Raw genomic sequence first — 25,717 nt, 5'->3', positions numbered from 1 at the left:
ATTAGTTAGAAGCGCGGAAAACAAAGTTTTCCGCGCTTCTCCATTATTGAAATAAAAAAAGGATGAGTTTAAAATCCTAATCCCACTGCAAAAGCTTTTACAGGATTTGGATAGTCAGAAACGGAAGTGGCAGCGCCTGTCATTGTATTAACAGTATAAATTTTTGTAGATGAACCTACCGATGCCATTAAGTAGGCTTTCTGGCTCATACTTCCGATGTCAAAACCATTAGTACTGGTAATATTGATTCCTAAAGAACCTGTCTCAACTAAAGTCCCGTTATTGGGTGGGTTTTGCTGATATAATTTATCTGTGTTATGATCAATGACGAACAGGGTTGTAGCAGTAGCTCCTGCAAAGTTATTGGTGTAGGCTGCGGCACTTATCATTGGGCTTCCCGGATTCAATACTAAATCTGTAGCGGCAATAGTTCCGTCATTAGGATTAATCCGAAGATTCTGGCCCGTATTGCTTACCACTCTTATTCTGTCCACCGTGGGATTAAAATCAAAGCCGAAATCTGTTCCGGAAAGTAAGGTTACAAAAGGAGAACTGCCGACAGCGGTAGCAGCACCTGTACCTAAATTAATAGTATAAATCCTGCTTGAACTTCCCAAAGCATACAACTGTCCGTTGGCAGGACGGAAATCTATTCCTAAAATATTCTCACCACTTTGTAGTCCTGCCATAGTCTTGGAAACAGGCATTGGACTATTCGGATTGAAAATCTGAAGATTATTCGAATTGTCAATGGCATAAGCTACTGGTTCTGTAGGAATGGCAATATCGATTATTCCCTGCTGGAGTGATCCTATGGAAGTTGCTTTTCCATTATTCAGATCAAGAATATGCAGTTTGTCATTGAAAGCTAAGAGAGCAGTACTGTTATCATATTTGATATCAAAAGCTGCCTGTCCTGTAAAAGTGGTTCCAAGACTTCCAACCTCTACCAAAGTTCCATTGTTGGGAGGATCCTGTTTGTATAATTTCCCCAACATCGGATCAATATCATATAAAATAGTTGTAGCAGCTCCTGCTTTACTGTTGGTATAGGCTACTCCTGTTATGGAAGGACTTCCTGTTCCATTAATAGTAATATCAGTAGCAGCAACAGCTGCGGTTTCCGGATGTAAACGCAGATTTTGTCCCGAATTACTCACCAGACGAATTCTGTCAACGGTAGGATTGAAATCAATAGAAGCTATTGTTCCGGAGATCATAGGCGTAAATGCTGTTGAGCTTACTGTTCTTGCTGAAGCATTGGAGGTATTGATGATATATAATTTGCTGGCATTGGATAATGCATACAATTCCCCTGTGGCAGGTCTGAAGTCTATACTTAATAGTTTTTCTCCTGAGGCAATACCGGTTACAGCTGTTTTTGAAGTAAACATTTTGGGGTTGTTGGTATTAAAATAAACAAGTTCGTTCATTGCTGTAATTCCATATACCATAAGATCCGGTCCTTGAGGTATATTTTCTGACATACTGTTTTCATCGGAATGATCACATGAAAATAATGTTGTAATAGCAAAGAAGGCTAAATACATGTGTAATAGTTTTCTCATAATATTAATTTTAGTTGTTATCTTTATATGTACGAGAAAAAACTTCATTGGGATTTATGGATATAGGTAATGATCAATATTTTTTTTGTCTGTATATCCTGTTCATAATTAATGAGATAGTTTATATTTTTAATAAAACGTTTCTAAGGATTTTTTCTATTCGGAAAAATGTGTAAATTTGCAGTCTCAATACGTTAAATATAAGGTTTGTCCTTCACTGGATGAGAATATTGAAAGTTTTTTTAATAAAAAGTTTTTGGTATTTAAAAATTCATTATATTTGCACACCGAAAATTTGAAAAACAATAAATAAATAATTTTAAATCATGGCAAAGGAAACGTTTAATCGTAACAAACCACACTTGAACATTGGTACTATTGGTCACGTTGACCATGGTAAAACTACACTTACTGCAGCTATCAGTAGTGTATTAGCTAACAAGGGTCTTGCTGAGAAGAAAGATTTCTCTTCTATTGACTCTGCTCCAGAAGAAAAAGAAAGAGGTATCACTATTAATACAGCTCACATCGAGTACGAAACTGAAAACAGACACTATGCACACGTTGACTGTCCAGGTCACGCCGACTATGTTAAGAACATGGTAACTGGTGCTGCTCAGATGGATGGAGCGATCTTAGTATGTGCTGCAACTGATGGACCAATGCCTCAAACTAGAGAGCACATCCTACTTTGCCGTCAGGTAAACGTACCAAGAATCGTTGTTTTCATGAACAAAGTTGATATGGTGGATGATGCTGAGCTTTTAGAGCTTGTTGAACTTGAACTTAGAGATTTATTATCTACTTACGAATATGACGGAGATAACTCTCCAGTAATCCAAGGATCTGCTCTTGGTGCTCTTAACGGAGACGAGAAGTGGGTTAAGACTGTTGAAGAATTAATGGATGCAGTTGATACATGGATTGAGCAGCCTGTTAGAGATCAGGATAAGCCATTCTTGATGCCAATCGAAGACGTATTCTCTATTACAGGTAGAGGTACTGTAGCAACTGGTAGAATCGAGGCTGGTGTTATCAACACTGGTGATCCAGTTGATATCGTAGGTATGGGTGATGAGAAATTAACTTCTACTATTACAGGGGTTGAGATGTTCAGAAAAATCCTAGACAGAGGTGAAGCTGGTGATAACGTAGGTCTATTGTTGAGAGGTATTGAAAAAACTGACATCAAGAGAGGTATGGTTATCGCTAAGAAAGATTCAGTTAAGCCGCACAAAAAATTCAAAGCTGAGGTTTATATCCTTTCTAAAGAGGAAGGCGGACGTCACACTCCATTCCACAACAAGTACCGTCCTCAGTTCTACGTAAGAACTACTGACGTTACAGGTGAGATCTTCTTACCAGAAGGTGTAGAAATGGTAATGCCTGGTGATAACTTAACAATCACTGTTGAATTACTTCAGCCAATCGCTCTTAACGAGGGTCTTAGATTCGCGATCAGAGAAGGTGGTAGAACAGTAGGTGCAGGTCAGGTAACTGAAATCATCGACTAATCAACATCTAAAACAATATAAAAAGCTTCCGTAAGGAACACTCTTTACGGAGCTTTTTTTAACTACGGGCATCGTCCAATGGTAGGATACCGGTCTCCAAAACCGTTGATCAGGGTTCGAATCCTTGTGCCCGTGCAAATATAAATTATGAGTTCATTTGTCGATTTTTTAAAAGGTTCTTATAACGAATTCAGACATAAAGTTGAATGGCCAAAATGGGCTGACCTTCAGTCTTCTACAATTGTAGTGACTATTGCGACAGTTATTCTGGCTTTATTTACCTTTGGAGTTGATGAATTGTTTTCAAAAGCAATCAGCAACATCATAGGAATGCTAATCAACTTGTTCAATTAATAATTAAGTATTTTCCATAATGAGCGAATTGAAATGGTATGTGCTGAAAGCAATCAGCGGACAGGAAAATAAAGTGAAAAACTATATTGAGACAGAAATCAAACGCCTAGGGTTTGAGCAGTACGTTACTCAAGTGGTTATTCCTATGGAAAAGGTGATCCAGATTAGAAACGGTAAAAAAGTTCCTAAAGAGAGACCTTACTATCCTGGCTACCTGATGATTGAAGCTGACCTGATGGGAGAGATTCCTCACGTTATTAAAAATATCCCGGGAGTTATTTCTTTCTTGAGTTTAACAAAAGGAGGTGACCCTGTTCCAATGAGAAAATCAGAGGTTAACAGAATGCTTGGAAGAATGGATGAACTTTCAGAATTTGCAAGCGATGTTGAAATTCCTTATGTAGTAGGTGAAAACGTTAAAGTAATCGATGGACCTTTCAACGGATTCAATGGTACAGTTGAGAAAATTCTTGAAGACAAAAAGAAAATTGAAGTTTCTGTATTGATCTTCGGTAGAAAAACTCCAATGGAATTAAGCTATATGCAAGTAGAAAAAGTATAATACATTACTTAGAAAATATAAAAGACTGCTTTTAAAGCGGTCTTTTTTCATATATATACTTTTCAAATATAATTTCTGGTGATGAATTTTCTATTCATTTTTTTTCATAGCCCTATTTATTCATAATGAAATATAGGCATGTAGTTTTTATATTTTTTCCCTGTTGTTAGAGTTTTTTTAAGTTTATTAATATTATTTTGTCGATTTTCAAATTTCACAACTCTGTTGGTTACTTCTATAGTGTACTTTGCTTTAATTTAATTATCACCATTCAGTGATCATATTTTCTTTTCAAGCATTGAGTTTTTTTTAATTGGTTAATTCACCTTCAGATGGCATACTTCTTGCAACCAAGCTGTTAACTAATCCACAAAATTTTATATTTTTTTATTTCATACCCTGGTTACAGAGGTATAAGCAATGTATATTGTTTAAATAAATATAAAATCCGGATTAGCTAAACAAAACACAAGTCTTATATAAACACATAACCCAATGACAAAAATTATTTCGATGATCACTCTGGTGGGTACATCTGTACTCATGAGTGCGCAGGTTGGTATCAATACTGCGACACCGGAAAAGGAGCTTACCGTGAATGGTACAATGAAGACATCAGGAATTGTTTTCAAGCAACCTCTGGAAAAACTGAAAGCGGACGAGAATTACACTTTCATTATTAAGTCTCCGGCTCCGGAAAACAAAATTACAGCGTACAATGATTCTTTTGTACCTAATTCACCGGCACCTATTAATCTTATTCAGTTCAAAATTACCTGTGATCCTACAGACAAGGATTGGGTAAATCAATTTGACACAAAGATCAATTCCAGCAAGTTTTTGGTGGTAATTTCTTCTTTTGGATTTACACAGCCTACGAGAACGTATTCTGCAGACTGGCTTACTCCAATGCCTCAGATCTTTGCCTACTCTTCAGGAGGGACATGGAAGCTTAAGGCAGATTACCAGGGATTTGCTCCTGATAATTCTTTCCCTACAGGTGTCTGGACACTGAACTTATTGGTGTTTGACAGATCGTATGCCAAAGATTTTAATTCAACACAAAGCCTTAGTGGGGCATCTACTGGTGCTGCAACAGCTCCATTAATTCAATAAAAACATAAACTCTATGAAAAAAATTATTGCGATACTCTTTACGGGTTTTGCTGCTTTAAGCATAAATGCACAAGTAGGAATCAATACTACAACACCTAAAGGAACGTTGGACGTTGAAGGGGAAACATTAGTAGAATCCTATTTAATAGATACTGAAAATACAAAGGCAGGCGGAAATTATCTTCTTCTTACCCGATCAAAAGATTCTTCGCCGGTAGGTAAGGTAAAGCTGCTGGATATATCGCTCCGTAATGTAGCACCTGTAAATATGTATAATGTTGTATTGAAAAATGTGAGACAGGATGAAGTGGTAAATCTCAATACAGGATTAGATGCGGGTAAATATGTGGTGGCTATTACAGGTGCTGTTTTTACAGGAGCGGTTTCGGCAGCGAATACCACCACCAGCCCAAAATCGTATGGTTCCTACGCCACTGAAATTACCCAGGTAACCAGTGGAGGTAAAAAATACCATGCTATTAATTTGGCTTTTAAAGGAGCGGGAACTGTTTCTTCCATCAATGGAACCTGGACACTTACTCTAAATGTATTTGAAAAATCATTAGTGAAAGACTGGGGAACTTTTAACGGTTCTGTTTCAGCATCTGCTTCACCGGGATATTCGGGAGTATCAACCAATACGCCTTTAGGGCTTCAATAAAAAACTATGAAAAGAAAAATTTATATCACAATAATCATGTGCCTTGGGATATTTTTGAATGCCCAGAAAGGAAAAGTAGGGGTGAATACAGCCAATCCTACAGAAACCCTTGATGTTAATGGAAAAACCTATACGAATTCTCTGTACTTAAGAAATCCAGGAGAACCTACCATGACAGGAGGTAGCTTTTTAGCAACTTCACAGAATGCTTTACAGTTGTATGATCCGGCTCTGGAAAGCAGCGGATTGTTCAATTATCTTAAACTTACCCTTACCGGCGTACCTGGGACGGGAATTACAGATTATGACACGAAAATTGATGCCACCAACTTTTTGGTTATACTTCACAACTACTCATTTAAGCTGAATGATGGAAATACCAGCGTCATGCTTGATTACGGAGACAATGGTGTGAATGACAATAAACAGGGATCACCGGATGTTGTGGCTTTCAAAAGTAACGGAACATGGCACGTAAGAGCAAGATTTACGGATAGCAGAATGATTGCTACCAACACCTCTACACCATCAAGAACTTATAACAACTTCACGGTTGACCTTTACCTGATGGCCTACAGAAGATTGATTGAAAAACAAAATATCAACGACATCAATGATGATCTTGGAGGAAATGACGGTTCTACAAAAACAATTAATAAACCTTCCGGTTTTTAATCAGTCTTTCCTTTTAAAAAAATTGTAAAACGGTTATTGAATGCAAATAACCGTTTTTTATTTTTTGGCTGTATTTTAAATTGTAGAATAATAAGCAAAGATTTATTTTTCTAAAACTTTTTAAAAATCAGCAATTTCCGTTTGCTATTTCAAAAATATTTTATACTTTTGCAGTCCAAAAAGTAGGTTTATTGTTATGTGAGTGCATAACCTACTGAATAATAAATGCTTCCAAACTCATTAATTATTCAAATTTAAAAAACAAACAATGGCTAAGAAAGTCTTTAAAATGGTAAAGCTTCAGGTGAAAGGTGGCGCAGCTAACCCTTCTCCACCAGTAGGTCCAGCATTGGGTTCTGCAGGTGTGAACATCATGGAGTTTTGTAAGCAATTTAACGGAAGAACCCAAGATAAGCCAGGGCAAGTTTTACCTGTAGTAATTACAGTATACGAAGACAAATCTTTTGAATTCGTTATTAAAACTCCACCTGCAGCAATCCAGTTAATGGATGCAGCTAAGATCAAGGGAGGTTCTGGTGAACCAAACAGAAACAAAGTAGGTTCTGTAACTTGGGAACAAGTAAAGAAAATCGCTGAAGATAAAATGGCGGATCTTAACTGTTTTACAATGGACTCTGCTCTTTCTATGGTTGCAGGTACTGCTAGATCTATGGGATTAAGAGTAACAGGAACTAAACCCACTAACGCTTAAAACTTAAAGAAATGGCAAAATTAACTAAAAAGCAAAAGGAAGCTTTAAGCAAAGTAGAAAAAGGAAGAATCTATAACCTTGAAGAAGGTTCAGCTCTTGTAAAAGAAGTGAACACTACAAAGTTTGATGCTTCAGTAGATATCGCTGTAAGATTAGGTGTAGACCCAAGAAAAGCAAACCAAATGGTAAGAGGTGTAGTATCTCTTCCTCACGGTACTGGTAAAGATGTTAAAGTATTAGCTCTTGTAACTCCAGATAAAGAAGCAGAAGCTAAAGCTGCTGGTGCTGACTATGTAGGTCTTGACGAATATTTACAAAAAATCAAAGAAGGTTGGACAGATGTTGACGTTATCGTTACGATGCCAGCTGTAATGGGTAAATTAGGTCCATTAGGTAGAGTATTAGGTCCAAGAGGTTTAATGCCAAACCCTAAATCAGGAACTGTAACAATGGAAATTGGTAAAGCAGTAACTGAAGTTAAAGCAGGTAAAATTGATTTCAAAGTAGACAAGTATGGTATTATCCATGCGGGTATTGGTAAAGTATCTTTCGATGCTGCTAAGATCAAAGAAAATGCTCAGGAATTAATCCAGACATTGATCAAAATGAAACCAACTGCTGCTAAAGGAACTTATGTGAAGAGCATCTATTTGTCTTCTACAATGAGCCCAGGTATTGCAATTGATACTAAATCTGTTAACTAATAATAATCCTTAAGACAATGACAAAAGACCAAAAAGTTGTAGCAATACAAGAGATCAAAGATTTGCTTCAGGATGCAAAAGTAGTATACGTAGCAGATTTAGAAGGTTTGAACGCTGGTAAATCTTCAGATTTCAGAAGACAGGCTTTCAAGCAAAATATCAAAGTGAAAGTGGTAAAAAATACACTTTTACAAAAAGCAATGGAGCAAATTGAAGGAGTAGATTACTCTGAAATGTTCCCATCTTTCAAAGGAAATTCAGCGTTAATGATTGCTGAAACAGCAAACGCTCCTGCGAAATTAATCCAAGGATTCAGAAAGAAAGAAGAAAAGCCAGCTTTAAAGTCTGCTTTTGTTCAAGAAACTTTCTACGTTGGTGACAATAACCTGGACATGTTGGCTAACATCAAGTCTAGAGAAGAAATGATCGGTGAAATCATCGGATTACTTCAGTCTCCAATCCAGAGAGTTGTTTCTGCTCTTCAAAACAAACCTGAAACTGTAGAAGCTAAAGCTGAAGAAGCTGCTCCTGCGGTAGAGGAAACTCCTGCTGCTGAAGCTCCTGAAGCTGCTGCAGAAAGCACTGACGAAACGCCAGCTGCTGAATAATTACACTCAAAAAATTAAATAAATAATCAACAAAAACATTACAACAATGTCAGATTTAAAAAATTTAGCTGAAACGCTAGTAAACCTAACTGTAAAAGACGTAAACGAATTAGCTGCTATCCTTAAGGATGAGTACGGAATTGAGCCAGCTGCTGCTGCTGTAGTTGTTGCTGCAGGTGGTGCAGGTGATGCTGCTGAAGAAAAGACTGAATTCGACGTAATTCTTAAGTCTGCAGGTGCTTCTAAATTAGCTATCGTTAAATTAGTAAAAGATTTAACTGGTGCAGGTCTTAAAGAAGCTAAAGATATCGTAGACGGAGCTCCTGCTGCAATTAAGCAAGGTGTTTCTAAAGACGAAGCTGAAGCTCTTAAGAAGCAATTAGAAGAAGCTGGTGCTGAAGTAGAATTGAAATAATTTCAATTGTATTATAAATATAGAAGCCCGGGCATTGGCCCGGGCTTTTTTTGTATGTAAGTCTTTGTAAATGTGATTCTTATTTTGTAATTATATTTTATTATTATTACTTCTAATTTTAATATATCTTTTTATGATTATAAATTATCTGGTAATTAACATAATATTTTAGTAATATTTTGTTTATTGTTTGTTTTGTGTGAATTTTTATTAATAAATATTTGTTTTAATTGAAAAAATATTATATTTGTATCGAAAAAACACAATATAATTGGATAGAAATTATTTTCTTTCCTACGGCGGCAAGATTACACTTTTGTTACTTCTGGCAGCGGTAGGAAAAATAAACACTAAGTTGATATCTGTAATGAGAACAAAATCTGAGTTGTCATGTTCTACAGATAGTAAAAATCATTTGCAGGGTTGCTTAGCTGATGTTTCTGTTCATCTGTGTGCTGAAACAAAAGATAATAGTTCTGTTCTCCACTGTCTTCCTTCCCGTCAGGAAAAAACGCCTTTATCTTACGATAAAGATCCTCAATCTATACTCTCTTTCTTTAATACTATAAAATCTGCTGCCATACCCAATAAATGGAGCTATTCATACCAGAAATATAAAGAACACGTTGGCCTTACCTGTAAAGACATTAATACGTTCTATAGTAATTCCGTTAAACTGGTTGATGGTTTTAAATATATTATCAAAATTCCCGATAAACTGATTCTTTCCCTTATTCTAAAATATTCCTTACAATTTTAAACGTATTCTTACAGTATAAACTGTTATTTCATTTATGATTTAGATGAGAATGCCTGAGAATTGCCCTTTTAAAAAAAACACATTTACATAAAAACAGCAAACACCATTAGAAATGAAAAACAAATTATTAACCGTCACTCTTTTATCATTTAGTTTAACCGCAATAGCTCAGGTAGGGATTAATATTGACCAGCCGCAAGCCACTTTTGATATCGTAGGATCACCTGCCAATACAACTAAACTTGACGGTTTGATTGCACCAAGACTTACAGGAATGCAATTAAAAGCTAAAAACTATACTGCAGCCCAAACCGGAGCAATAGTATATGTCACAGCAGCTGAGACTACCCCTACGGGACAAACTACGGATGTTGTTTCACCAGGCTACTATTATTTTGACGGTAGTAAATGGGCAAACATAAGCGGAAACTGGCGAACAGTTGGAAATACTGGCACAACAGCCACTACAGCAGCTTTAGGAACAAACATCGGAAGCGGAAATTACCTGGGAACAAATGATAGCCAGAATCTGGTTTTGTCTACCCAGAAAAACGTAAAAGGAATCCTGGATATCAACGGAACCTTACAAGGTGGAAATTCTAATTCTGCGTCAGGTCCTTATGCTTCCTTGACATGGGGATCAAACAATACTCTTACAAACAGCACTTCCTCCAACATTGCACTGGGAAAAGATAATACAGTTTCTGCACAGGGAAATTTTCCTGCGGTTGCTATCGGGCTGAATAATACAGCTAACAACGGAGCCAAAGTAATAGGAAATAATAATAGTGCTACGGGCGCTAATAACCTTGTCTTTGGAAACCTGAATACAGTAACGGGACTGACAGGACTAACCATTGGAAACAATCATACTAATAGTGGCGGGATTTCCATTGGAAGCGGAAATACCACCTCATTAAACAATATAGCTGTTGGTTCGGCAAATACAGCGACAGGTACAGAAGCTTTTGCGATAGGATTTTCAGCTCAGGCAGCAGCGGGGCAAATGGTGTACGCCAATAAGGAACATGTGTTCTTCAATAAAGGAAACGGAACAGATACCATACTGGGAATTAATATGGCTCCTACAGCAGCTACCTCTACAGGAGCGGCGCTGCAGATGAAAGGAATTGCTTCCGGTGCCAACGCAGCATGTACAGCAGCTGAAGAAGGTGCAATCCGATATAATACAATTGCTAAAGTTCACGAAGGCTGTAACGGTTCCAACTGGAAGGCGCTTTACTAATCCAATAAAAAACACAAACCTTAAAAAAATAAAAAATGACCAGAAAATTATTCGAAAAGTTAGCTGCGCTGCTCATGACATTGATGATGTCTGCAGGAGTATTGGCACAGCAGGGCTATGAACCGATCCGTGGGATGGGTGTGGAGGCTAAACCAGTCAACAATTCAGGGATATGTCTTGCCTGCTACAACGGAAGTATGAATCCCGTAGTGGATGCAAGTCTGGACAACAGTGTAAGCATGGGTAATTTCGCTTCTCTTTTAAGTGGAAACGGAATCTCTGTAAAGAATAAAAATACAACTTATCCTGGGGGATATATTACAGGATTCAATGTAGATCTTGGGACAAGTTTTATTACTGTTGATCTCTTAAGCTCTTTGAGAATCAGCACCTATAGAAATGGTGTTCTTCAGGAAACGACTACCAGCAGCACACTTTTGTCAGTGCCTGCATTTGGAGGAAGTAAAAACAGAATCTTTCTTCATTTCAAAACTTCAAAAGAATTTGATGAAGTAAGGTTGTATCAAACTAACGTTCTTTCTGTATTCAGTGCAATGAATGTATATTATGCCTTTGCATTTGATCCTGCAAAAGTTCCTACGGATAATAATGGTATTTGTGATGATATCATTGCGGGAAGTGGTGTGGATGGAAATATATCCGGAAGCAGCAGTTTTCTGGCTCCACTTTCCTATGTTCAGAATAAAGAAAAAATAGGAGACGGGAACAAAAATTCTTATGGATCAATTGTTCTGCCGGTAGGATTACTGGGTTCTTATTCGGTAGGCGTTTTAGACAAAAACCAGACCTACCCGGCAGGAAACAGAACAGGTTTTGTAATAGAACCGGATGATCAGGGTAAACTGTTAAGTGCAGAGTTTTTAAAAAATATTACCATAGAAACTTATCTTTTTGGCCAGCTTCAGGATTCAAAACAGTTGTCTGACGGAGGAGGCTTAATTAATATCAAAGTATTAGGTTATGGCTCAGGAAAACAAAAAGTTACCTTAACGACTACTAAACCTTTCAATGAAGTAAGATTAAAAGTGACTCAAACGCTGGGATTTAATTTAGGAACATTGAAAGTATATTATGCTTTCGAAGAACCTGTTACCTGTGAGTGTGATGATAAAATCCAGACCACCGGTTCATCAGTACCGGGAAATTTGGTTGCAGGAACTCCATGGACTTCCGGACCCGGATTTCTTGGCCTTATTTTAGCTAAAATGACCAGTCCTGAAGCGATTGTAGATAATAATCCTTCCAATTATGCCACAGCTACAGTTCCGGCTGCCTCTATTTTCAGCCTTTTCTCAGCATTTGCCACGGTAGGAACTAATGCGGTGCTTCCTGCCAATACAATGGCCGGATTTACGGTAGAAAAAGCAGGAAACCTTCTTGGAGTAAGTGTTCTGGAAAATATCACTGTGACATTGTACAACGGAAATACTTTGACAGATACTTTTACAAGTTCAGGAAGCCTTATCAGTGGAAATTTTTTCACAACGAATTCCAATAAATTTTATGTTGGAGGGAAATCAACAAAACCTTTTAATCGTATTAAAATCACTTTCAACAGTGGAACGGCCATTCGTATTCCTCAAAACTATTATATCTACAATGCTTTTGCAAGCAGAGATGATGATAATGATGGAGTCCCGAACTGCTTTGATCAGTGCCAGGGAGGAGATGACAGTATAGATAATAACGGAAACGGAATTCCTGACTGTGCAGAAGGATGTACAGCCGTAAATGACAAATCTCCTGCGCTCGATACAGATGGTGACGGAATTGTAGATGCCTGTGACCTGGATTCTGATAATGATGGAATTCCGGATGCTGTAGAAGACTTTGATAAAAACGGCAAGTTCCAGGATGATGATAATGAAGGAGATATTCTTTTAACACCTGTATTGGGAGATTCTGTTCCTAATTACCTTGATCTTGATTCTGATAATGATGGTATCCTGGATTTATTTGAATCTGGAATTCCGACCTCTGTCATCAATCAGATTGATTCTGATCATAACGGTATCATTGATGCGAATGTTCCGGTAGGTAAAAACGGAATTGCAGATATTCTGGAAACTTCACCTGATTCAGGCGTATTGAAATATCCAATCAAAAATACAGACGGAGATGATAAACCAGACTTTCTGGATATAACTTCCAATGGTTCGGAACCTGACCTTTATAAGATCGGAAAAGCAAATCTTGATACCTTAGGAGGAGGATTCATTTCTACCATTAATGATAAAGACAAAGACGGAATTCAGGCTGTGGTAGATACAGATCTTGTAAAAAGAGGTTCTCCGGATTCCCCGTTTTCACCTTATGCTTCATTATTGAAAAATGCATCCAATGCGGCGAAAACTACCTCCGCAGAAATTATTGAAACAGCAAATGATGTAAAAGTATATCCGAATCCGGTAAAAGCAGGGGAAAACCTTAGAATTATATCAGAGGAAGAAGGAGCGTATACTTTGTTCTCTGCACAGGGACAGGTTGTTAAGACAGATCATTTTAATGCCCATACAGGTATTGATACTTCTTCACTTCCTGCAGGAGTGTATATTATTAAAATAGAAACTAAATCAAAAATAAAATCTTATAAGGTTATTGTGAAATAATCATAGGATTAGCTTGTGTTGTGGAGGGGTTGCTCATGTTTGGGCAGCCTCTCTTGTTTTTAAGAGTCTCAAAATGAGAGGTTTTATTTGTTTTTGTGGATAACTTTTTGTATCTTTGCCCCTCTTTTGGCGCGAAAAATTGTTTGTAAATTTATAAAATACTGAAAATCAACTCTTTCATTGTGTAAAACATGAAAGGGATTTCGTGTGTATAAATACTGCGGTAATACTGCCTCAAAAGTAATAAAAATATTTTGCATTACGCTGTGAAAAGATATACCAGCGTTGCAGTTAGAAAGAACGTATACAAAGTTTAAAAGAGCTTAAGGTCCTTTGTGAGCGCCAAAAACACTTTTACCTTTTACTTTTATCTTGTTTCTTGTTCTTTTCTGATATTTTTTAATGAATCAAAATATTTTTTAACCCTTTCTTAAAAGTTTTATGAGTAAAACAAAATCAACAACTCAAGGAAATCCGAGAATTAATTTCTCATCAGCGAAAGGAAAAATCATCACTCCGGACTTTTTGGATATCCAAATTGAGTCTTTCAGAGAATTTTTCCAGCTTGATACACTTCCTGAAGCCAGAAAGACAGAAGCTCTTTACAAGACTTTCCAAGAGAATTTCCCAATTACGGATTCAAGAAACCAATTCGTATTAGAATTCTTAGACTATCTGGTAGATTCTCCACGTTATTCAATCGATGAGTGTGTGGAAAGAGGACTTACTTATTCAGTTCCTCTAAAAGCTAGACTTAAATTGTATTGTACTGACCCGGAACACGAAGATTTCCAGACAGTGGTTCAGGACGTATACTTAGGTCCGGTTCCTTATATGACGCCAAGTGGTTCTTTTATCATCAATGGTGCTGAAAGAGTTATCGTTACGCAGCTTCACCGTTCACCTGGTGTATTCTTCGGACAAACTTACCACGCAAACGGAACCAAACTTTACTATTCAAGAATTATCCCTTTCAAAGGATCTTGGATGGAATTTACAACAGATATCAACAGCGTAATGTACGCGTATATCGACCGTAAGAAAAAATTACCATTAACAACTCTATTAAGAGCGATCGGTTATGAATCTGACAAGGATATCCTTCAGATCTTCGACCTTGCTGAAGAAGTGAAAGTTTCTAAAGCTGCCCTTAAAAAAGTGGAAGGGAGAACATTGGCTGCGAGAGTATTGAACACTTGGTTCGAAGATTTCGTAGACGAAGATACAGGTGAAGTAGTTTCTATCGAAAGAAACGAAATCATCCTGGATAGAGAAACTATTCTTGAAAAAGAACACTTAGATCTTATTCTTGATGCGGGTGTGAAATCAATCCTGATTCACAAAGAAAACAGCAACGAATTCTCTATCATCCAGAATACATTACAAAAAGACCCTACCAACTCTGAAAAAGAAGCGGTAGAGTATATTTATCGTCAGTTAAGAAATGCAGATCCACCAGATGAGGAAACTGCAAGAGGAATCATTGAAAAATTATTCTTCTCTGAGCAAAGATATTCATTAGGTGAAGTAGGACGTTACAGATTGAACAAAAAGTTAGGTCTTAATATTCCAACGACAACTGAAGTTCTTACAAAAGAAGATATCATTGCTATCGTAAGACACCTAATCGAGCTTGTCAACTCTAAAGCTGAGGTTGATGATATTGACCACTTATCAAACAGAAGAATTAAAACTGTTGGTGAGCAATTAGCTGGACAGTTCGGAGTAGGTCTTTCAAGAATTGCAAGAACAATCAAGGAAAGAATGAACGTTAGAGATAACGAAATCTTTACTCCGCTTGACCTTGTAAATGCTAAGACATTAACATCTGTAATCAACTCATTCTTTGGTACCAACCAGCTTTCTCAGTTCATGGACCAAACCAACCCTCTATCAGAAATTACTCATAAGAGAAGATTATCTGCACTAGGGCCTGGTGGTTTATCAAGAGAAAGAGCAGGTTTCGAGGTTCGAGACGTTCACCATACTCACTACGGAAGAATTTGCCCGATTGAAACTCCGGAAGGACCAAACATCGGATTGATTTCATCCCTTGGTATTTATGCTAAAATCAACAGACTAGGTTTCATCGAAACTCCATATAGAAAGGTAGAAGGTGGTAAGATCGAACTTAACGCAGATCCTATCTACTTAAATGCAGAAGACGAAGAATCTAAAGTAATTGCTCAGGCAAACGTTGAATTGAGCGACAATGGTGAATTCGAAACAGACAGAATTATTGCAAGATTGGATGGTGATTATCCGGTAGTAGAGCCTAATCAGGTAGACCTTATCGACGTAGCGCCTAACCAGATTTCCGGTATTTCCGCTTCATTAATTCCATTCCTGGAGCATGATGATGCGAACCGTGCATTGATGGGATCCAACATGATGCGTCAGGCCGTTCCTCTATTGAAGCCACAGGCTCCAATTGTGGGTACAGGGCTTGAGCAACAAGTTGCAAGAGATTCAAGAATTTTAATTAACGCTGAAGGTACAGGTACAGTACAGTACGTAGATGCTGACAGAATCGTTATTAAATACGAAAGAAGCGAAGACGAAGATTTAGTACAATTCGAGTCTGCTACTAAAACATACAACCTTACTAAGTTCAGAAAAACGAACCAGAGTACAACCATTACCCTAAGACCAAACGTAAGAGTAGGTGATGTAGTGGAAAAAGGACAGGTACTTTGCGACGGTTATGCTACTGAAAAAGGAGAATTAGCTCTTGGTAGAAACTTAGTGGTAGCGTTCATGCCTTGGAAAGGATACAACTTCGAGGATGCCATCGTAATCAACGAAAAAGTTGTACGTGAAGACTGGTTTACTTCAATCCACGTGGATGAATATTCTCTTGAAGTTCGTGATACTAAATTAGGTATGGAAGAGCTTACAGCAGATATTCCAAACGTATCTGAAGAAGCTACTAAAGATCTTGACGAGAACGGTATGATCAGAATCGGTGCTGAAGTGAAGCCTGGAGATATCATGATTGGTAAAATTACTCCAAAAGGTGAATCTGACCCGACTCCTGAAGAAAAACTTCTTAGAGCAATCTTTGGTGATAAAGCTGGTGATGTGAAGGATGCTTCATTGAAAGCTGACTCTTCATTAAGAGGGGTTGTTATCAACAAGAAATTGTTCTCCAGAAACATTAAAGACAAAAAGAAAAGAACTGAAGAAAAACTTAAACTTGAAGAAATTGAAAACACTTACAAGGCTAAGTTTGACGAGTTGAGAAATACTTTAATTGAAAAATTAAACACACTGGTAAGCGGTAAAACTTCTCAAGGGGTACAAAATGACCTTGACGAAGAAATCATCGGTAAAGGTGTGAAATTCACTCACAAACTATTAACTTCAGTTGAAGATTATGTAAACGTTAGCGGTTCAGACTGGACAGTAGACGCTGACAAGAATGAATTGATCAAACAATTGATTCACAATTACAAAATCAAATATAACGACATCCAGGGAGTTAAAAACCGTGAGAAATTTGCAATTTCAATCGGAGATGAGCTTCCGGCAGGTATTATGAAGCTGGCTAAAGTTTACATCGCTAAGAAACGTAAACTGAATGTAGGAGATAAAATGGCAGGACGTCACGGTAACAAAGGTATCGTTTCAAGAATCGTTCGTGAAGAAGATATGCCATTCCTTGAAGACGGAACACCAGTAGATATCGTATTGAATCCACTAGGGGTACCTTCTCGTATGAACATCGGTCAGATCTACGAAACCGTTCTTGGATGGGCTGGTAGAAAATTAGGATTGAAGTTCGCTACGCCAATCTTCGACGGAGCAAGTCTTGATCAGATTACTGAATATACTGAGAAAGCAGGTCTTCCTAAATTCGGTCACACTCACCTTTATGATGGTGGTACCGGAGAAAGATTTACTCAGGCCGCAACAGTAGGTATCATTTACATGTTGAAACTAGGACACATGGTAGATGATAAGATGCACGCACGTTCTATTGGTCCTTACTCACTGATTACTCAGCAGCCGTTAGGAGGTAAAGCTCAGTTCGGAGGTCAGAGATTCGGAGAGATGGAGGTTTGGGCACTTGAAGCATTCGGTGCATCTAACATCCTTAGAGAGATCCTTACTGTGAAGTCGGATGACGTGATTGGTAGAGCAAAAACTTATGAAGCAATTGCAAAAGGTGAATCTATGCCTGAACCAGGTATTCCGGAATCATTCAACGTATTACTTCACGAGTTACAAGGTCTTGGACTAGACGTAAGACTTGAGGAATAAATTCCATTTGAAATTAATTTATTTGAAATTTGAAATTCTGTAAGCAGATTTCAAACAAAAATCAAAATAAAACTTTTAGAGATTCATGAATCTCAAATTTCAAATGTCAAATCTCAAATAACAAAAAATGTCAAATAAAAATAAATCAAGTAGATTTAATAAAATAACCATCGGTTTAGCTTCACCGGAGTCTATTTTACAAGACTCAAGAGGGGAGGTTTTAAAACCGGAAACTATTAACTACAGAACTCACAAGCCTGAAAGAGACGGGCTATTCTGTGAGAAAATCTTTGGTCCTGTAAAGGATTACGAATGTGCTTGTGGTAAATACAAGAGAATTCGTTACAAAGGGATCGTTTGTGACCGTTGTGGAGTAGAAGTTACTGAGAAAAAAGTAAGAAGAGAGAGAATCGGGCACATCAACCTTGTAGTTCCAATTGCACACATCTGGTATTTCCGTTCATTACCAAACAAAATCGGATACCTTTTAGGAATTCCTTCTAAGAAATTAGACATGATCATCTACTACGAAAGATATGTAGTGATTCAGCAGGGTATTGCTAAAAAATTAGACGGTTCTGATTTTGAAAATATGGAATTCCTTACAGAAGAAGAGTACCTTGATATCATGGAAACTCTTCCTGTAGAAAACCAGTATCTTGATGATTCTGATCCAAACAAATTCATCGCCAGAATGGGTGCTGAAGCTGTAGAAGATCTGTTAAAAAGAATCGATCTTGATGCATTGTCTTTCGACTTGAGACACAAAGCTCACAACGAAGGTTCAAAACAAAGAAGAACAGAAGCTCTTAAGAGATTGAACGTTGTAGAAGCATTAAGAGGTGCTAATACAAGAATGATCAACAGACCGGAGTGGATGATCATGCGTGTACTTCCTGTTATCCCACCAGAACTAAGACCATTGGTTCCATTGGATGGAGGACGTTTCGCTACTTCTGACCTGAATGACCTTTATAGAAGAGTTATCATCAGAAATAACCGTTTGAAGAGATTATTGGAGATCAAAGCTCCTGAAGTAATCTTGAGAAACGAGAAGCGTATGCTTCAGGAATCAGTAGATTCATTATTCGATAACACAAGAAAATCTTCTGCAGTAAAATCTGAATCAAACAGACCATTGAAATCACTTTCTGATTCATTGAAAGGTAAGCAAGGTCGTTTCCGTCAGAACCTACTAGGAAAAAGGGTTGACTACTCTGCGCGTTCGGTAATTGTTGTAGGTCCAAACTTACAGCTTCACGAATGTGGTATTCCTAAAGATATGGCAGCTGAACTTTACAAACCGTTCATCATTAGAAAACTAATTGAAAGAGGTATTGTAAAAACAGTAAAATCTGCAAAGAGAATTATCGACAGAAAAGAACCGGTAGTTTATGATATCCTTGAAAACGTGATGAAAGGTCACCCTGTTCTATTGAACAGAGCACCTACGCTTCACAGACTGGGTATTCAGGCTTTCCAACCTAAGATGATCGAAGGTAAGGCAATCCAGCTACACCCATTAGTAACTACGGCCTTCAACGCCGATTTCGATGGTGACCAGATGGCGGTACACTTGCCACTAGGACCAGAAGCGATCCTTGAAGCTCAGTTATTGATGTTAGGTTCTCAGAACATCTTGAACCCTGCAAACGGTTCTCCAATTACAGTACCATCTCAGGACATGGTTCTTGGTCTTTATTTCATGACTAAAGAATTAAGCTCTACAGAGACAATGAAAGTAAAAGGAGAAGGTCTAGCATTCTATTCTCCTGAAGAAGCAGAAATTGCTTATGCTGAAGGTAGAGTATCTTTAAATGCTAAAGTAAGATGTAGACTACCTATCAAAGAAGATGGAGAAATCGTTACAAGACTGATCGAAACTTCTGTAGGTAGAATCCTGTTCAACCAGATTGTACCTAAGCAGGTAGGATATATCAATGAACTTCTTACGAAGAAATCATTGAGAAACGTTATCGGTAAGATCCTTGCTGATACAGATTTCCCTACCACTGTGAAGTTCCTTGATGCAATGAAAGACTTAGGGTATTCAAACGCATTCAAAGGAGGTCTTTCTTTCTCACTAGGGGATATTGTAGTTCCTGTTGAGAAAAAGCAGATGATTGCACAATCAATTGAAACTGTAGACGAAATTAGAGCTAACTATAACATGGGTCTAATTACCGATACAGAACGTTATAACCAGGTAATCGACGTTTGGACAAACACCAACGCAGGATTAACTGAAATGATCATGAGCAGAATGAAAACTGACCAAGGTGGTTTCAACTCTGTATATATGATGCTTGACTCTGGAGCGAGGGGTTCTAAAGAACAGATCCGTCAGTTATCAGGGATGAGAGGTTTGATGGCAAAACCGCAGAAAGCCGGTTCTACCGGAGCGGAGATCATCGAAAACCCGATCCTTGCCAACTTTAAGGAAGGTCTTTCGATTCTAGAGTACTTTATCTCTACCCACGGTGCTCGTAAGGGTCTTGCGGATACCGCTCTTAAGACTGCCGATGCTGGTTACTTAACGAGAAGATTGGTAGACGTTGCACAGGACGTTATCGTTACAGAAGACGACTGTGGAACATTGAGAGGTACAGAAGTTACTGCACTTAAGAAAAATGATGAGATCGTTGAAAGAATCTCTGAAAGAATCTTAGGTAGAGTATCTCTTCATAATATTTACGATCCTGAAACTGATGAGCTTATTGCAAGCGCAGATCAGGTGATCATTGAATCTTTGGCGAAGAGAATCGAAGAAGCAGGATTAGAAGCTGTGGAGGTTCGTTCACCATTAACTTGTGAAGCTAAGAAAGGTATCTGTGCGAAATGTTATGGTAGAAACCTGGCAACAGGTAAAGTGATCCATATGGGTGAAGCGGTAGGTGTAATTGCAGCACAATCCATTGGGGAACCAGGTACTCAGCTTACGTTGAGAACCTTCCACCAGGGGGGTACTGCAGGTAACGTATCAGAAAACCCATCTATCGTTGCAAGAAGAGATGGTATCGTAGAAATGGATGAGGTAAGAACAATTACTTCTGAAGATGAAAACGGTAATACAGCTGAAGTTGTAGTTTCCCGTTCAACAGAATTCAGATTAGTTGCTGATAATGAGTCCAGAACTCCATTAATGGTAGCTAACGTACCTTACGGATCTATATTATCTGTAAAACCAGGTGATAAAGTGAAGAAAGGAGATACAATCTGTAGATGGGATCCGTATAACGCGGTTATCATTGCTGAAACTTCAGGTAAGGTAGAATACGAGGATATCATCCAGGGTATTTCATTCCAGCTTGAAATTGACGAACAAACAGGATTTGAAGAGAAAGTAATCTCTGAATCCAGAAATAAGAAAGCCGTACCTACCTTAAAAGTGGTAGACTCTAAAGGAGTTGAGCAAAAAGCTTACAACTTACCGGTAGGAGCCCACTTAATGGTTAACGATGGTGAAAAAATTAAGGCTGGTAAAGTCTTAATCAAAATCCCAAGAAAATCTGCAAAAGCAGGGGATATCACCGGAGGTCTTCCGAGAGTTACCGAATTATTCGAAGCAAGAAACCCTTCAAACCCAGCGGTTGTTACTGAAATCGACGGGGTAGTTTCTTACGGAAAAATCAAGAGAGGTAACCGTGAACTTATTGTTGAGGCTAAAACTGGAGAAAGAAAAATTTACTTGGTAAAACTTTCTAACCAGATTCTTGTTCAGGAGAATGACTTCGTAAGAGCAGGTTCTCCACTTTCTGACGGTTCTATTACACCGGAAGATATCTTAAGAATTAAAGGTCCAACTGCCGTTCAGGAATACTTAGTAAACGAGATTCAGGAAGTTTACCGTCTACAGGGGGTAAAAATCGACGACAAGCACTTCGAAATTATCGTAAGACAGATGATGACGAAAGTATCTATCGTAGATGGAGGTGATACTCAGTTCCTTGAAGGAGCCCTTGAACATAAGTATGATTTCTTGGAAGAAAACAACAGAGTATTTGGTCTTAAAGTAGTAGTAGATGCTGGTGATTCTAAAGAATTCAAGCCAGGTCAGATGATTACTGCAAGAGAATTAAGAGACGAAAACTCTAAGTTGAAGCGTGAAGATTTAGCATTGGTAGAAGTAAGAGAAGCTCTTCCTGCTACTGCAACTCCTGTACTGCAAGGTATTACAAGAGCGGCCCTTCAGACTAAATCATTCATGTCTGCAGCATCGTTCCAGGAAACAACTAAAGTTCTTAACGAAGCAGCTGTTGCTGGTAAGATAGACGATCTTAACGGTCTTAAAGAAAATGTAATTGTAGGTCACAGAATTCCTGCAGGTACAGGTCTTAAAGAGTATCAGAACGTTATTGTTGGTTCTAAGAAAGAATTCGAAGACCTTAACTAAAATTAATGATTTGAAATTTGGGATTTGAAATTATTTTTATATTTTCACAATCTCAAATTTCGAATTTTAAAAACATAATTTATAACAATGGACAACAATCAAAATCCACAAGACGGAAACATCAACATCGAATTAAACGAAATGGTAGCTGCTGGTATCTATGCTAACCTAGCTTTGGTAAACCACTCTCCATCTGAATTTGTAGTAGACTTTATTCAGTTGATGCCAGGTGTTCAGCAAGCTAAAGTAAGATCAAGAGTAATTCTTGCTCCACTTCACGCTAAAAGAGTATTAAGCGCTCTTCAACAGAACATCGCTAACTACGAGCAGCAGTTCGGAGAAATCAAAGAAGTTGAGCCTTTCGTATTAGGAGGAAACAACGTTCAAGCGTAAGATTTCTTTTGTAATCATATAATTGCCCCGGATTTATCCGGGGCTTTTTGTTTTTTAGTTGAAAAAAATAAGTTTTTTAATTAAAAAATAAAAAATGCTCAAATAGGTATTTGATATTTTTTTAATGATTTGATATTAATATCTGTATTGTATTGGTGTTTTTGTTGAATTTTTAATATTTATTTTTAGTATATTTGAAAAAAAACAAATGATACTGAAAATTTATCCTGTTGCAGCGGCATTACTTTGCACTTTTATTAATGCACAGCAAAATACGCTCAAAACTAATCAAAAACCTTTCAAAATTTACTGCAGGTAATTTTTCCGGTGAGTCTGCTCCTTAATACCCGATTCTTTGTACAAAAAACTATTTCCTATTGTATTGTGTCTTTCTGTTATCATATTGTTCAATAATATGATATACTCCGGTATGACTTTTCTGAAAAAAGAATTGTATAAAAAAACACAATATGATATAACCAGGAATAAATTCAAGGATTCAGAAACCATATGCTTTTCAGAAGCAGATATTGCAAATGTGGAATGGAAAGAAAAGAAGGAATTTATTCTTAAGGGATATTCTTATGATATCATCCAGATACGAATTATTAACGGTGAAAAAAAAATCTTCTGTTATAGGGATAAAAAAGATATGATCATCAATTCCCTGGTTGATCTTTCAAAAAAGCTGGCTGTACAAAATATAGATATGCACAAGCATATCGACATCCATCTGCATCATAAAAATGGATGTAAAACCTCTCTTTTTTTAGCGTCTGTTTCTTGTAATAAAGACTATATTTCTGATAATTCAGATTTCAGAATACTCCCGGATTATAATTTTCCATCAGCAAATACATCCTATATATCCATTATTCCTCCTCCTCCTGAAATGTGTAGCCCATCAAAACAATTATGAATCGTATATTAATGGTAACACAAATTTTGAATAATGAAAAAATATTTATGCATGACAGCGGTGTTAGGCTGCATTATAGCGCATGCTCAGCAAAATCAGGAGGGAGCAATTGATGAAGTTAATATCCTGGGAAGAAAAAAGATAAAACAGGAACGTGCAGAATTTAAAAGACATGGACAGTCGGTAGAAACTCTTTCCGAAGAGGATCTTAACAGAAATAATCCGGCAGCAATAGATCAGACTTTATCTACCATGGCGGGACTGCAGGTAGATAAAAGAACCAACTTTGGAGGCCAGAGACTTGTTGTCCGGGGATATGGAAATGATCAGAAATTCAACAACTGGGGAGTGAAAGCATACTGGAATAATATACCATTAACTACAGCAGAAGGAATCACTGTTCTGGATGATATGGATTTTGCTTATGTGAATAACGTAGAAGTTATTAAAGGTCCGGCAGCCACCATGTATGGAGGTGGAACAGGCGGAGCGGTCCGTTTTTATACAAGACCGGATTTTACAAAAGGAATTTCAGTTTCGGAAGATGTAATGTTGGGTGCTTTTAAAACCTTTCAGTCCAGAACACAGCTGAATGTTGCAGATGAAAACTACTCGGTAAATGCTGCATACGGACATCTTGAAACGGATGGTTACAGACCCAATGGAGGCGGATTAAAAAACTTTTTCAATGTGAATGGTACCGTGAAATTAAGCAAAAAAGATCAGTTAAGTTTCCTTGCAAGCCAGGCTTATTCATACGAACATACTTCAGGACAGATTTCATACGATGATTACTATGCAGGAATCGATAACGGAAATGCTGCTTATATCAGGAAAAATGCAGGAACAAAAATAAAATCAACCAGAGTAGGATTGAGTAATACCATAAGTCTTACCTCAAATTTGAGAAACTATACCACTCTGTTTTATTATAACGCAAACACGGAAAGTGTTTCCGCCGGAGCATATGGAGTGACAAGTTCCCCGAATGTAGGGCTTCGTTCTACTTTTACCTTGAAAAATGAATGTAAAGACTTTGAAAACCGACTGGACTTTGGGGCAGAAATACAAAATTCTGTTTCCACTACTTCGAGTTATCGTTTTACAGGCTCAGAAACAAATCCACTGCAGACAACAGGAATGTCCGGAGCATCGTATTTTAAATATAATAATAATCAATCCACCTATTTTGTGATCGATTATCTAACATATAAGCCGTGGGCATTAACTTTGCTTGCAGGACTTAGTGCCAACAGGACCAATTATGACAGGAAGGACCTTTATGCCTTACCAGATTTAGTTCCCGGACACAAAGATCAGTCATTTAATAAAAAGTATGACATGGCATTTACGCCTCACATCGCATTACAGAAAGAATGGAAACACCAGATCTTTAATCTAAGCTATAGTGAAGGATATAATTCACCCACTGCAGCCTCTTCGTTTATAACTGCTACCAACACTGTGAATGATGATTTAAAACCTGAGCGTGCAAAAATGTTCGATTTCAGTGTGCATGGGCTTTTATTGAATACAAAACTGGATTACCGTATTTCTGCTTTCAGAATAGACTATTCCGATAAACTTACACAACTGCTCTTACCAGGTAATACAAGTGGACAAACGTACTGGGCTAATACCGGAAGTCAGAAAAATACAGGTCTTGAGTTGAGTATAGGATATCAGTACAGAACTGAAAACTCTTTTATCGAGAGAATAGTTCCCTTTGTAAATCTTTCTTATTATGATACAAAATATAAAGATTTTTCAATCTATGATCCCAAATATCAAGATCCTGTTACAGGGAAGATTGTAGGGAAACTAATGGTATATGACCATAAAACTGTAGTAGGAGTTCCCAGAAATAAATATGCTGTAGGATTGGATATCTTTACCAAACCGGGATTTTATCTGGTGAATACCTATAATTATCTTGGAAATGTTTATTCTGACTTTAACAATTCGAATCTGGTAAAAGGTTTTGGATTGCTTAATTCAAAATTAGGGTTTAAAAAGTCATTCAATAAATGGGATCTCGACCTGTATGTGATGGGTAATAATCTTACCAATCAGATTAACTATACCTTTTTATTCTTAGGAAATAATATCAATGATTCCGATAAAGGAAGCAATTATACAGTTCCTACAGACCTTAATCCAGGACCTGCAAAAGCGTATTTCTTTTACGGACTCAATATAAAATACAGATTTTAGAATTTACATT

The 25,717-nt window shown here is 37.5% G+C and carries 19 protein-coding genes and 1 tRNA gene; 19 read left to right on the top strand and 1 reads right to left on the bottom strand.

From position 1 onward, the window contains the following. Positions 1-68: 68 nt before the first annotated feature. Complete coding sequence (locus DDF69_RS02775; RefSeq protein WP_114819436.1) at positions 69-1,568, bottom strand: DUF4394 domain-containing protein; 1,500 nt, start codon at positions 1,566-1,568, stop codon at positions 69-71. Positions 1,569-1,894: 326 nt separating this feature from the next. Here DDF69_RS02775 and tuf point away from each other — a divergent pair, with 326 nt between their 5' ends. From tuf to DDF69_RS02680, 19 genes are all read left to right on the top strand, one after another. Then, positions 1,895-3,082, top strand: a complete 1,188-nt coding sequence (gene tuf, locus DDF69_RS02770; protein WP_114819435.1) for an elongation factor Tu — start codon at positions 1,895-1,897, stop codon at positions 3,080-3,082. A 64-nt stretch (positions 3,083-3,146) separates the two neighbouring features. Then, positions 3,147-3,217: transfer RNA gene (locus DDF69_RS02765), tRNA-Trp, on the top strand. A gap of 12 nt (positions 3,218-3,229) precedes the next feature. Then, on the top strand, positions 3,230-3,436 hold the full coding sequence (gene secE, locus DDF69_RS02760) for a preprotein translocase subunit SecE (protein ID WP_002976410.1): 207 nt from the start codon (positions 3,230-3,232) through the stop codon (positions 3,434-3,436). 19 nt (positions 3,437-3,455) lie between these two features. Further along, positions 3,456-3,998 (top strand): transcription termination/antitermination protein NusG, encoded by a 543-nt coding sequence (nusG, locus tag DDF69_RS02755; RefSeq protein ID WP_002976412.1) that lies wholly within the window; start codon positions 3,456-3,458, stop codon positions 3,996-3,998. A 495-nt stretch (positions 3,999-4,493) separates the two neighbouring features. Further along, complete coding sequence (locus DDF69_RS02750; RefSeq protein WP_114819434.1) at positions 4,494-5,114, top strand: hypothetical protein; 621 nt, start codon at positions 4,494-4,496, stop codon at positions 5,112-5,114. A gap of 13 nt (positions 5,115-5,127) precedes the next feature. After that, complete coding sequence (locus DDF69_RS02745) at positions 5,128-5,775, top strand: hypothetical protein (protein ID WP_114819433.1); 648 nt, start codon at positions 5,128-5,130, stop codon at positions 5,773-5,775. 6 nt (positions 5,776-5,781) lie between these two features. Then, on the top strand, positions 5,782-6,450 hold the full coding sequence (locus DDF69_RS02740; protein ID WP_114819432.1) for a hypothetical protein: 669 nt from the start codon (positions 5,782-5,784) through the stop codon (positions 6,448-6,450). Positions 6,451-6,718: 268 nt separating this feature from the next. Beyond that, positions 6,719-7,162, top strand: coding sequence for a 50S ribosomal protein L11 (rplK, locus tag DDF69_RS02735; protein ID WP_047435399.1), 444 nt, complete (start codon positions 6,719-6,721; stop codon positions 7,160-7,162). A gap of 11 nt (positions 7,163-7,173) precedes the next feature. Beyond that, the gene (rplA, locus tag DDF69_RS02730) at positions 7,174-7,866 is read left to right on the top strand and encodes a 50S ribosomal protein L1 (protein WP_002976422.1); all 693 of its coding nucleotides are present in this window, start codon (positions 7,174-7,176) and stop codon (positions 7,864-7,866) included. Positions 7,867-7,883: 17 nt separating this feature from the next. Next, positions 7,884-8,474: a 50S ribosomal protein L10 gene (gene rplJ / locus DDF69_RS02725; RefSeq protein WP_114819431.1), complete on the top strand. Its 591-nt coding sequence runs from the start codon at positions 7,884-7,886 to the stop codon at positions 8,472-8,474. 46 nt (positions 8,475-8,520) lie between these two features. Next, complete coding sequence (rplL, locus tag DDF69_RS02720; protein WP_062675820.1) at positions 8,521-8,889, top strand: 50S ribosomal protein L7/L12; 369 nt, start codon at positions 8,521-8,523, stop codon at positions 8,887-8,889. Positions 8,890-9,256: 367 nt separating this feature from the next. Then, positions 9,257-9,649, top strand: a complete 393-nt coding sequence (locus tag DDF69_RS02715) for a hypothetical protein (protein WP_162800861.1) — start codon at positions 9,257-9,259, stop codon at positions 9,647-9,649. A gap of 112 nt (positions 9,650-9,761) precedes the next feature. Continuing rightward, the gene (locus DDF69_RS02710; protein ID WP_114819429.1) at positions 9,762-10,895 is read left to right on the top strand and encodes a hypothetical protein; all 1,134 of its coding nucleotides are present in this window, start codon (positions 9,762-9,764) and stop codon (positions 10,893-10,895) included. A 35-nt stretch (positions 10,896-10,930) separates the two neighbouring features. Next, the gene (locus tag DDF69_RS02705) at positions 10,931-13,525 is read left to right on the top strand and encodes a T9SS type A sorting domain-containing protein (protein ID WP_114819428.1); all 2,595 of its coding nucleotides are present in this window, start codon (positions 10,931-10,933) and stop codon (positions 13,523-13,525) included. 441 nt (positions 13,526-13,966) lie between these two features. Further along, a complete protein-coding gene (gene rpoB, locus DDF69_RS02700) occupies positions 13,967-17,788 on the top strand; it encodes a DNA-directed RNA polymerase subunit beta (RefSeq protein WP_114819427.1) in 3,822 nt (1,273 codons plus the stop codon). A 127-nt stretch (positions 17,789-17,915) separates the two neighbouring features. Continuing rightward, positions 17,916-22,181 (top strand): DNA-directed RNA polymerase subunit beta', encoded by a 4,266-nt coding sequence (rpoC, locus tag DDF69_RS02695; protein WP_110008212.1) that lies wholly within the window; start codon positions 17,916-17,918, stop codon positions 22,179-22,181. A gap of 87 nt (positions 22,182-22,268) precedes the next feature. After that, positions 22,269-22,574, top strand: coding sequence for a DUF3467 domain-containing protein (locus DDF69_RS02690; protein ID WP_027375539.1), 306 nt, complete (start codon positions 22,269-22,271; stop codon positions 22,572-22,574). Between the two features lie 430 nt (positions 22,575-23,004). Beyond that, positions 23,005-23,493 carry a hypothetical protein gene (locus DDF69_RS02685; protein WP_114819426.1) on the top strand — a complete coding sequence of 163 codons (489 nt, stop codon included), beginning with the start codon at positions 23,005-23,007 and terminating at the stop codon, positions 23,491-23,493. 33 nt (positions 23,494-23,526) lie between these two features. Continuing rightward, positions 23,527-25,707 carry a TonB-dependent receptor gene (locus DDF69_RS02680; RefSeq protein ID WP_114819425.1) on the top strand — a complete coding sequence of 727 codons (2,181 nt, stop codon included), beginning with the start codon at positions 23,527-23,529 and terminating at the stop codon, positions 25,705-25,707. The last annotated feature ends 10 nt before the right edge of the window (positions 25,708-25,717 follow it).

It is taken from the genome of Chryseobacterium sp. KLBC 52, assembly GCF_003347605.1.
Classification (GTDB): Bacteria; Bacteroidota; Bacteroidia; order Flavobacteriales; family Weeksellaceae; genus Chryseobacterium.
The sequence above is the reverse complement of the archived record's forward strand: the minus strand, read 5'-3'. Positions and strand labels throughout refer to the sequence as shown.

What these genes read in the sequence shown, in the direction of transcription:
- rplK (WP_047435399.1), top strand. Translation starts at nt 6,719, where the DNA reads ATGGCTAAGAAAGTCTTTAAAATGGTAAAGCTTCAGGTGAAAGGTGGC.
- nusG (WP_002976412.1), top strand. Translation starts at nt 3,456, where the DNA reads ATGAGCGAATTGAAATGGTATGTGCTGAAAGCAATCAGCGGACAGGAA.
- tuf (WP_114819435.1), top strand. Translation starts at nt 1,895, where the DNA reads ATGGCAAAGGAAACGTTTAATCGTAACAAACCACACTTGAACATTGGT.
- DDF69_RS02690 (WP_027375539.1), top strand. Translation starts at nt 22,269, where the DNA reads ATGGACAACAATCAAAATCCACAAGACGGAAACATCAACATCGAATTA.
- DDF69_RS02685 (WP_114819426.1), top strand. Translation starts at nt 23,005, where the DNA reads ATGACTTTTCTGAAAAAAGAATTGTATAAAAAAACACAATATGATATA.
- rplL (WP_062675820.1), top strand. Translation starts at nt 8,521, where the DNA reads ATGTCAGATTTAAAAAATTTAGCTGAAACGCTAGTAAACCTAACTGTA.
- DDF69_RS02750 (WP_114819434.1), top strand. Translation starts at nt 4,494, where the DNA reads ATGACAAAAATTATTTCGATGATCACTCTGGTGGGTACATCTGTACTC.
- DDF69_RS02710 (WP_114819429.1), top strand. Translation starts at nt 9,762, where the DNA reads ATGAAAAACAAATTATTAACCGTCACTCTTTTATCATTTAGTTTAACC.
- rplJ (WP_114819431.1), top strand. Translation starts at nt 7,884, where the DNA reads ATGACAAAAGACCAAAAAGTTGTAGCAATACAAGAGATCAAAGATTTG.
- DDF69_RS02705 (WP_114819428.1), top strand. Translation starts at nt 10,931, where the DNA reads ATGACCAGAAAATTATTCGAAAAGTTAGCTGCGCTGCTCATGACATTG.
- DDF69_RS02680 (WP_114819425.1), top strand. Translation starts at nt 23,527, where the DNA reads ATGAAAAAATATTTATGCATGACAGCGGTGTTAGGCTGCATTATAGCG.
- DDF69_RS02745 (WP_114819433.1), top strand. Translation starts at nt 5,128, where the DNA reads ATGAAAAAAATTATTGCGATACTCTTTACGGGTTTTGCTGCTTTAAGC.
- rpoB (WP_114819427.1), top strand. Translation starts at nt 13,967, where the DNA reads ATGAGTAAAACAAAATCAACAACTCAAGGAAATCCGAGAATTAATTTC.
- secE (WP_002976410.1), top strand. Translation starts at nt 3,230, where the DNA reads ATGAGTTCATTTGTCGATTTTTTAAAAGGTTCTTATAACGAATTCAGA.
- rpoC (WP_110008212.1), top strand. Translation starts at nt 17,916, where the DNA reads ATGTCAAATAAAAATAAATCAAGTAGATTTAATAAAATAACCATCGGT.
- DDF69_RS02775 (WP_114819436.1), bottom strand. Translation starts at nt 1,568, where the DNA reads ATGAGAAAACTATTACACATGTATTTAGCCTTCTTTGCTATTACAACA.
- rplA (WP_002976422.1), top strand. Translation starts at nt 7,174, where the DNA reads ATGGCAAAATTAACTAAAAAGCAAAAGGAAGCTTTAAGCAAAGTAGAA.
- DDF69_RS02740 (WP_114819432.1), top strand. Translation starts at nt 5,782, where the DNA reads ATGAAAAGAAAAATTTATATCACAATAATCATGTGCCTTGGGATATTT.
- DDF69_RS02715 (WP_162800861.1), top strand. Translation starts at nt 9,257, where the DNA reads ATGAGAACAAAATCTGAGTTGTCATGTTCTACAGATAGTAAAAATCAT.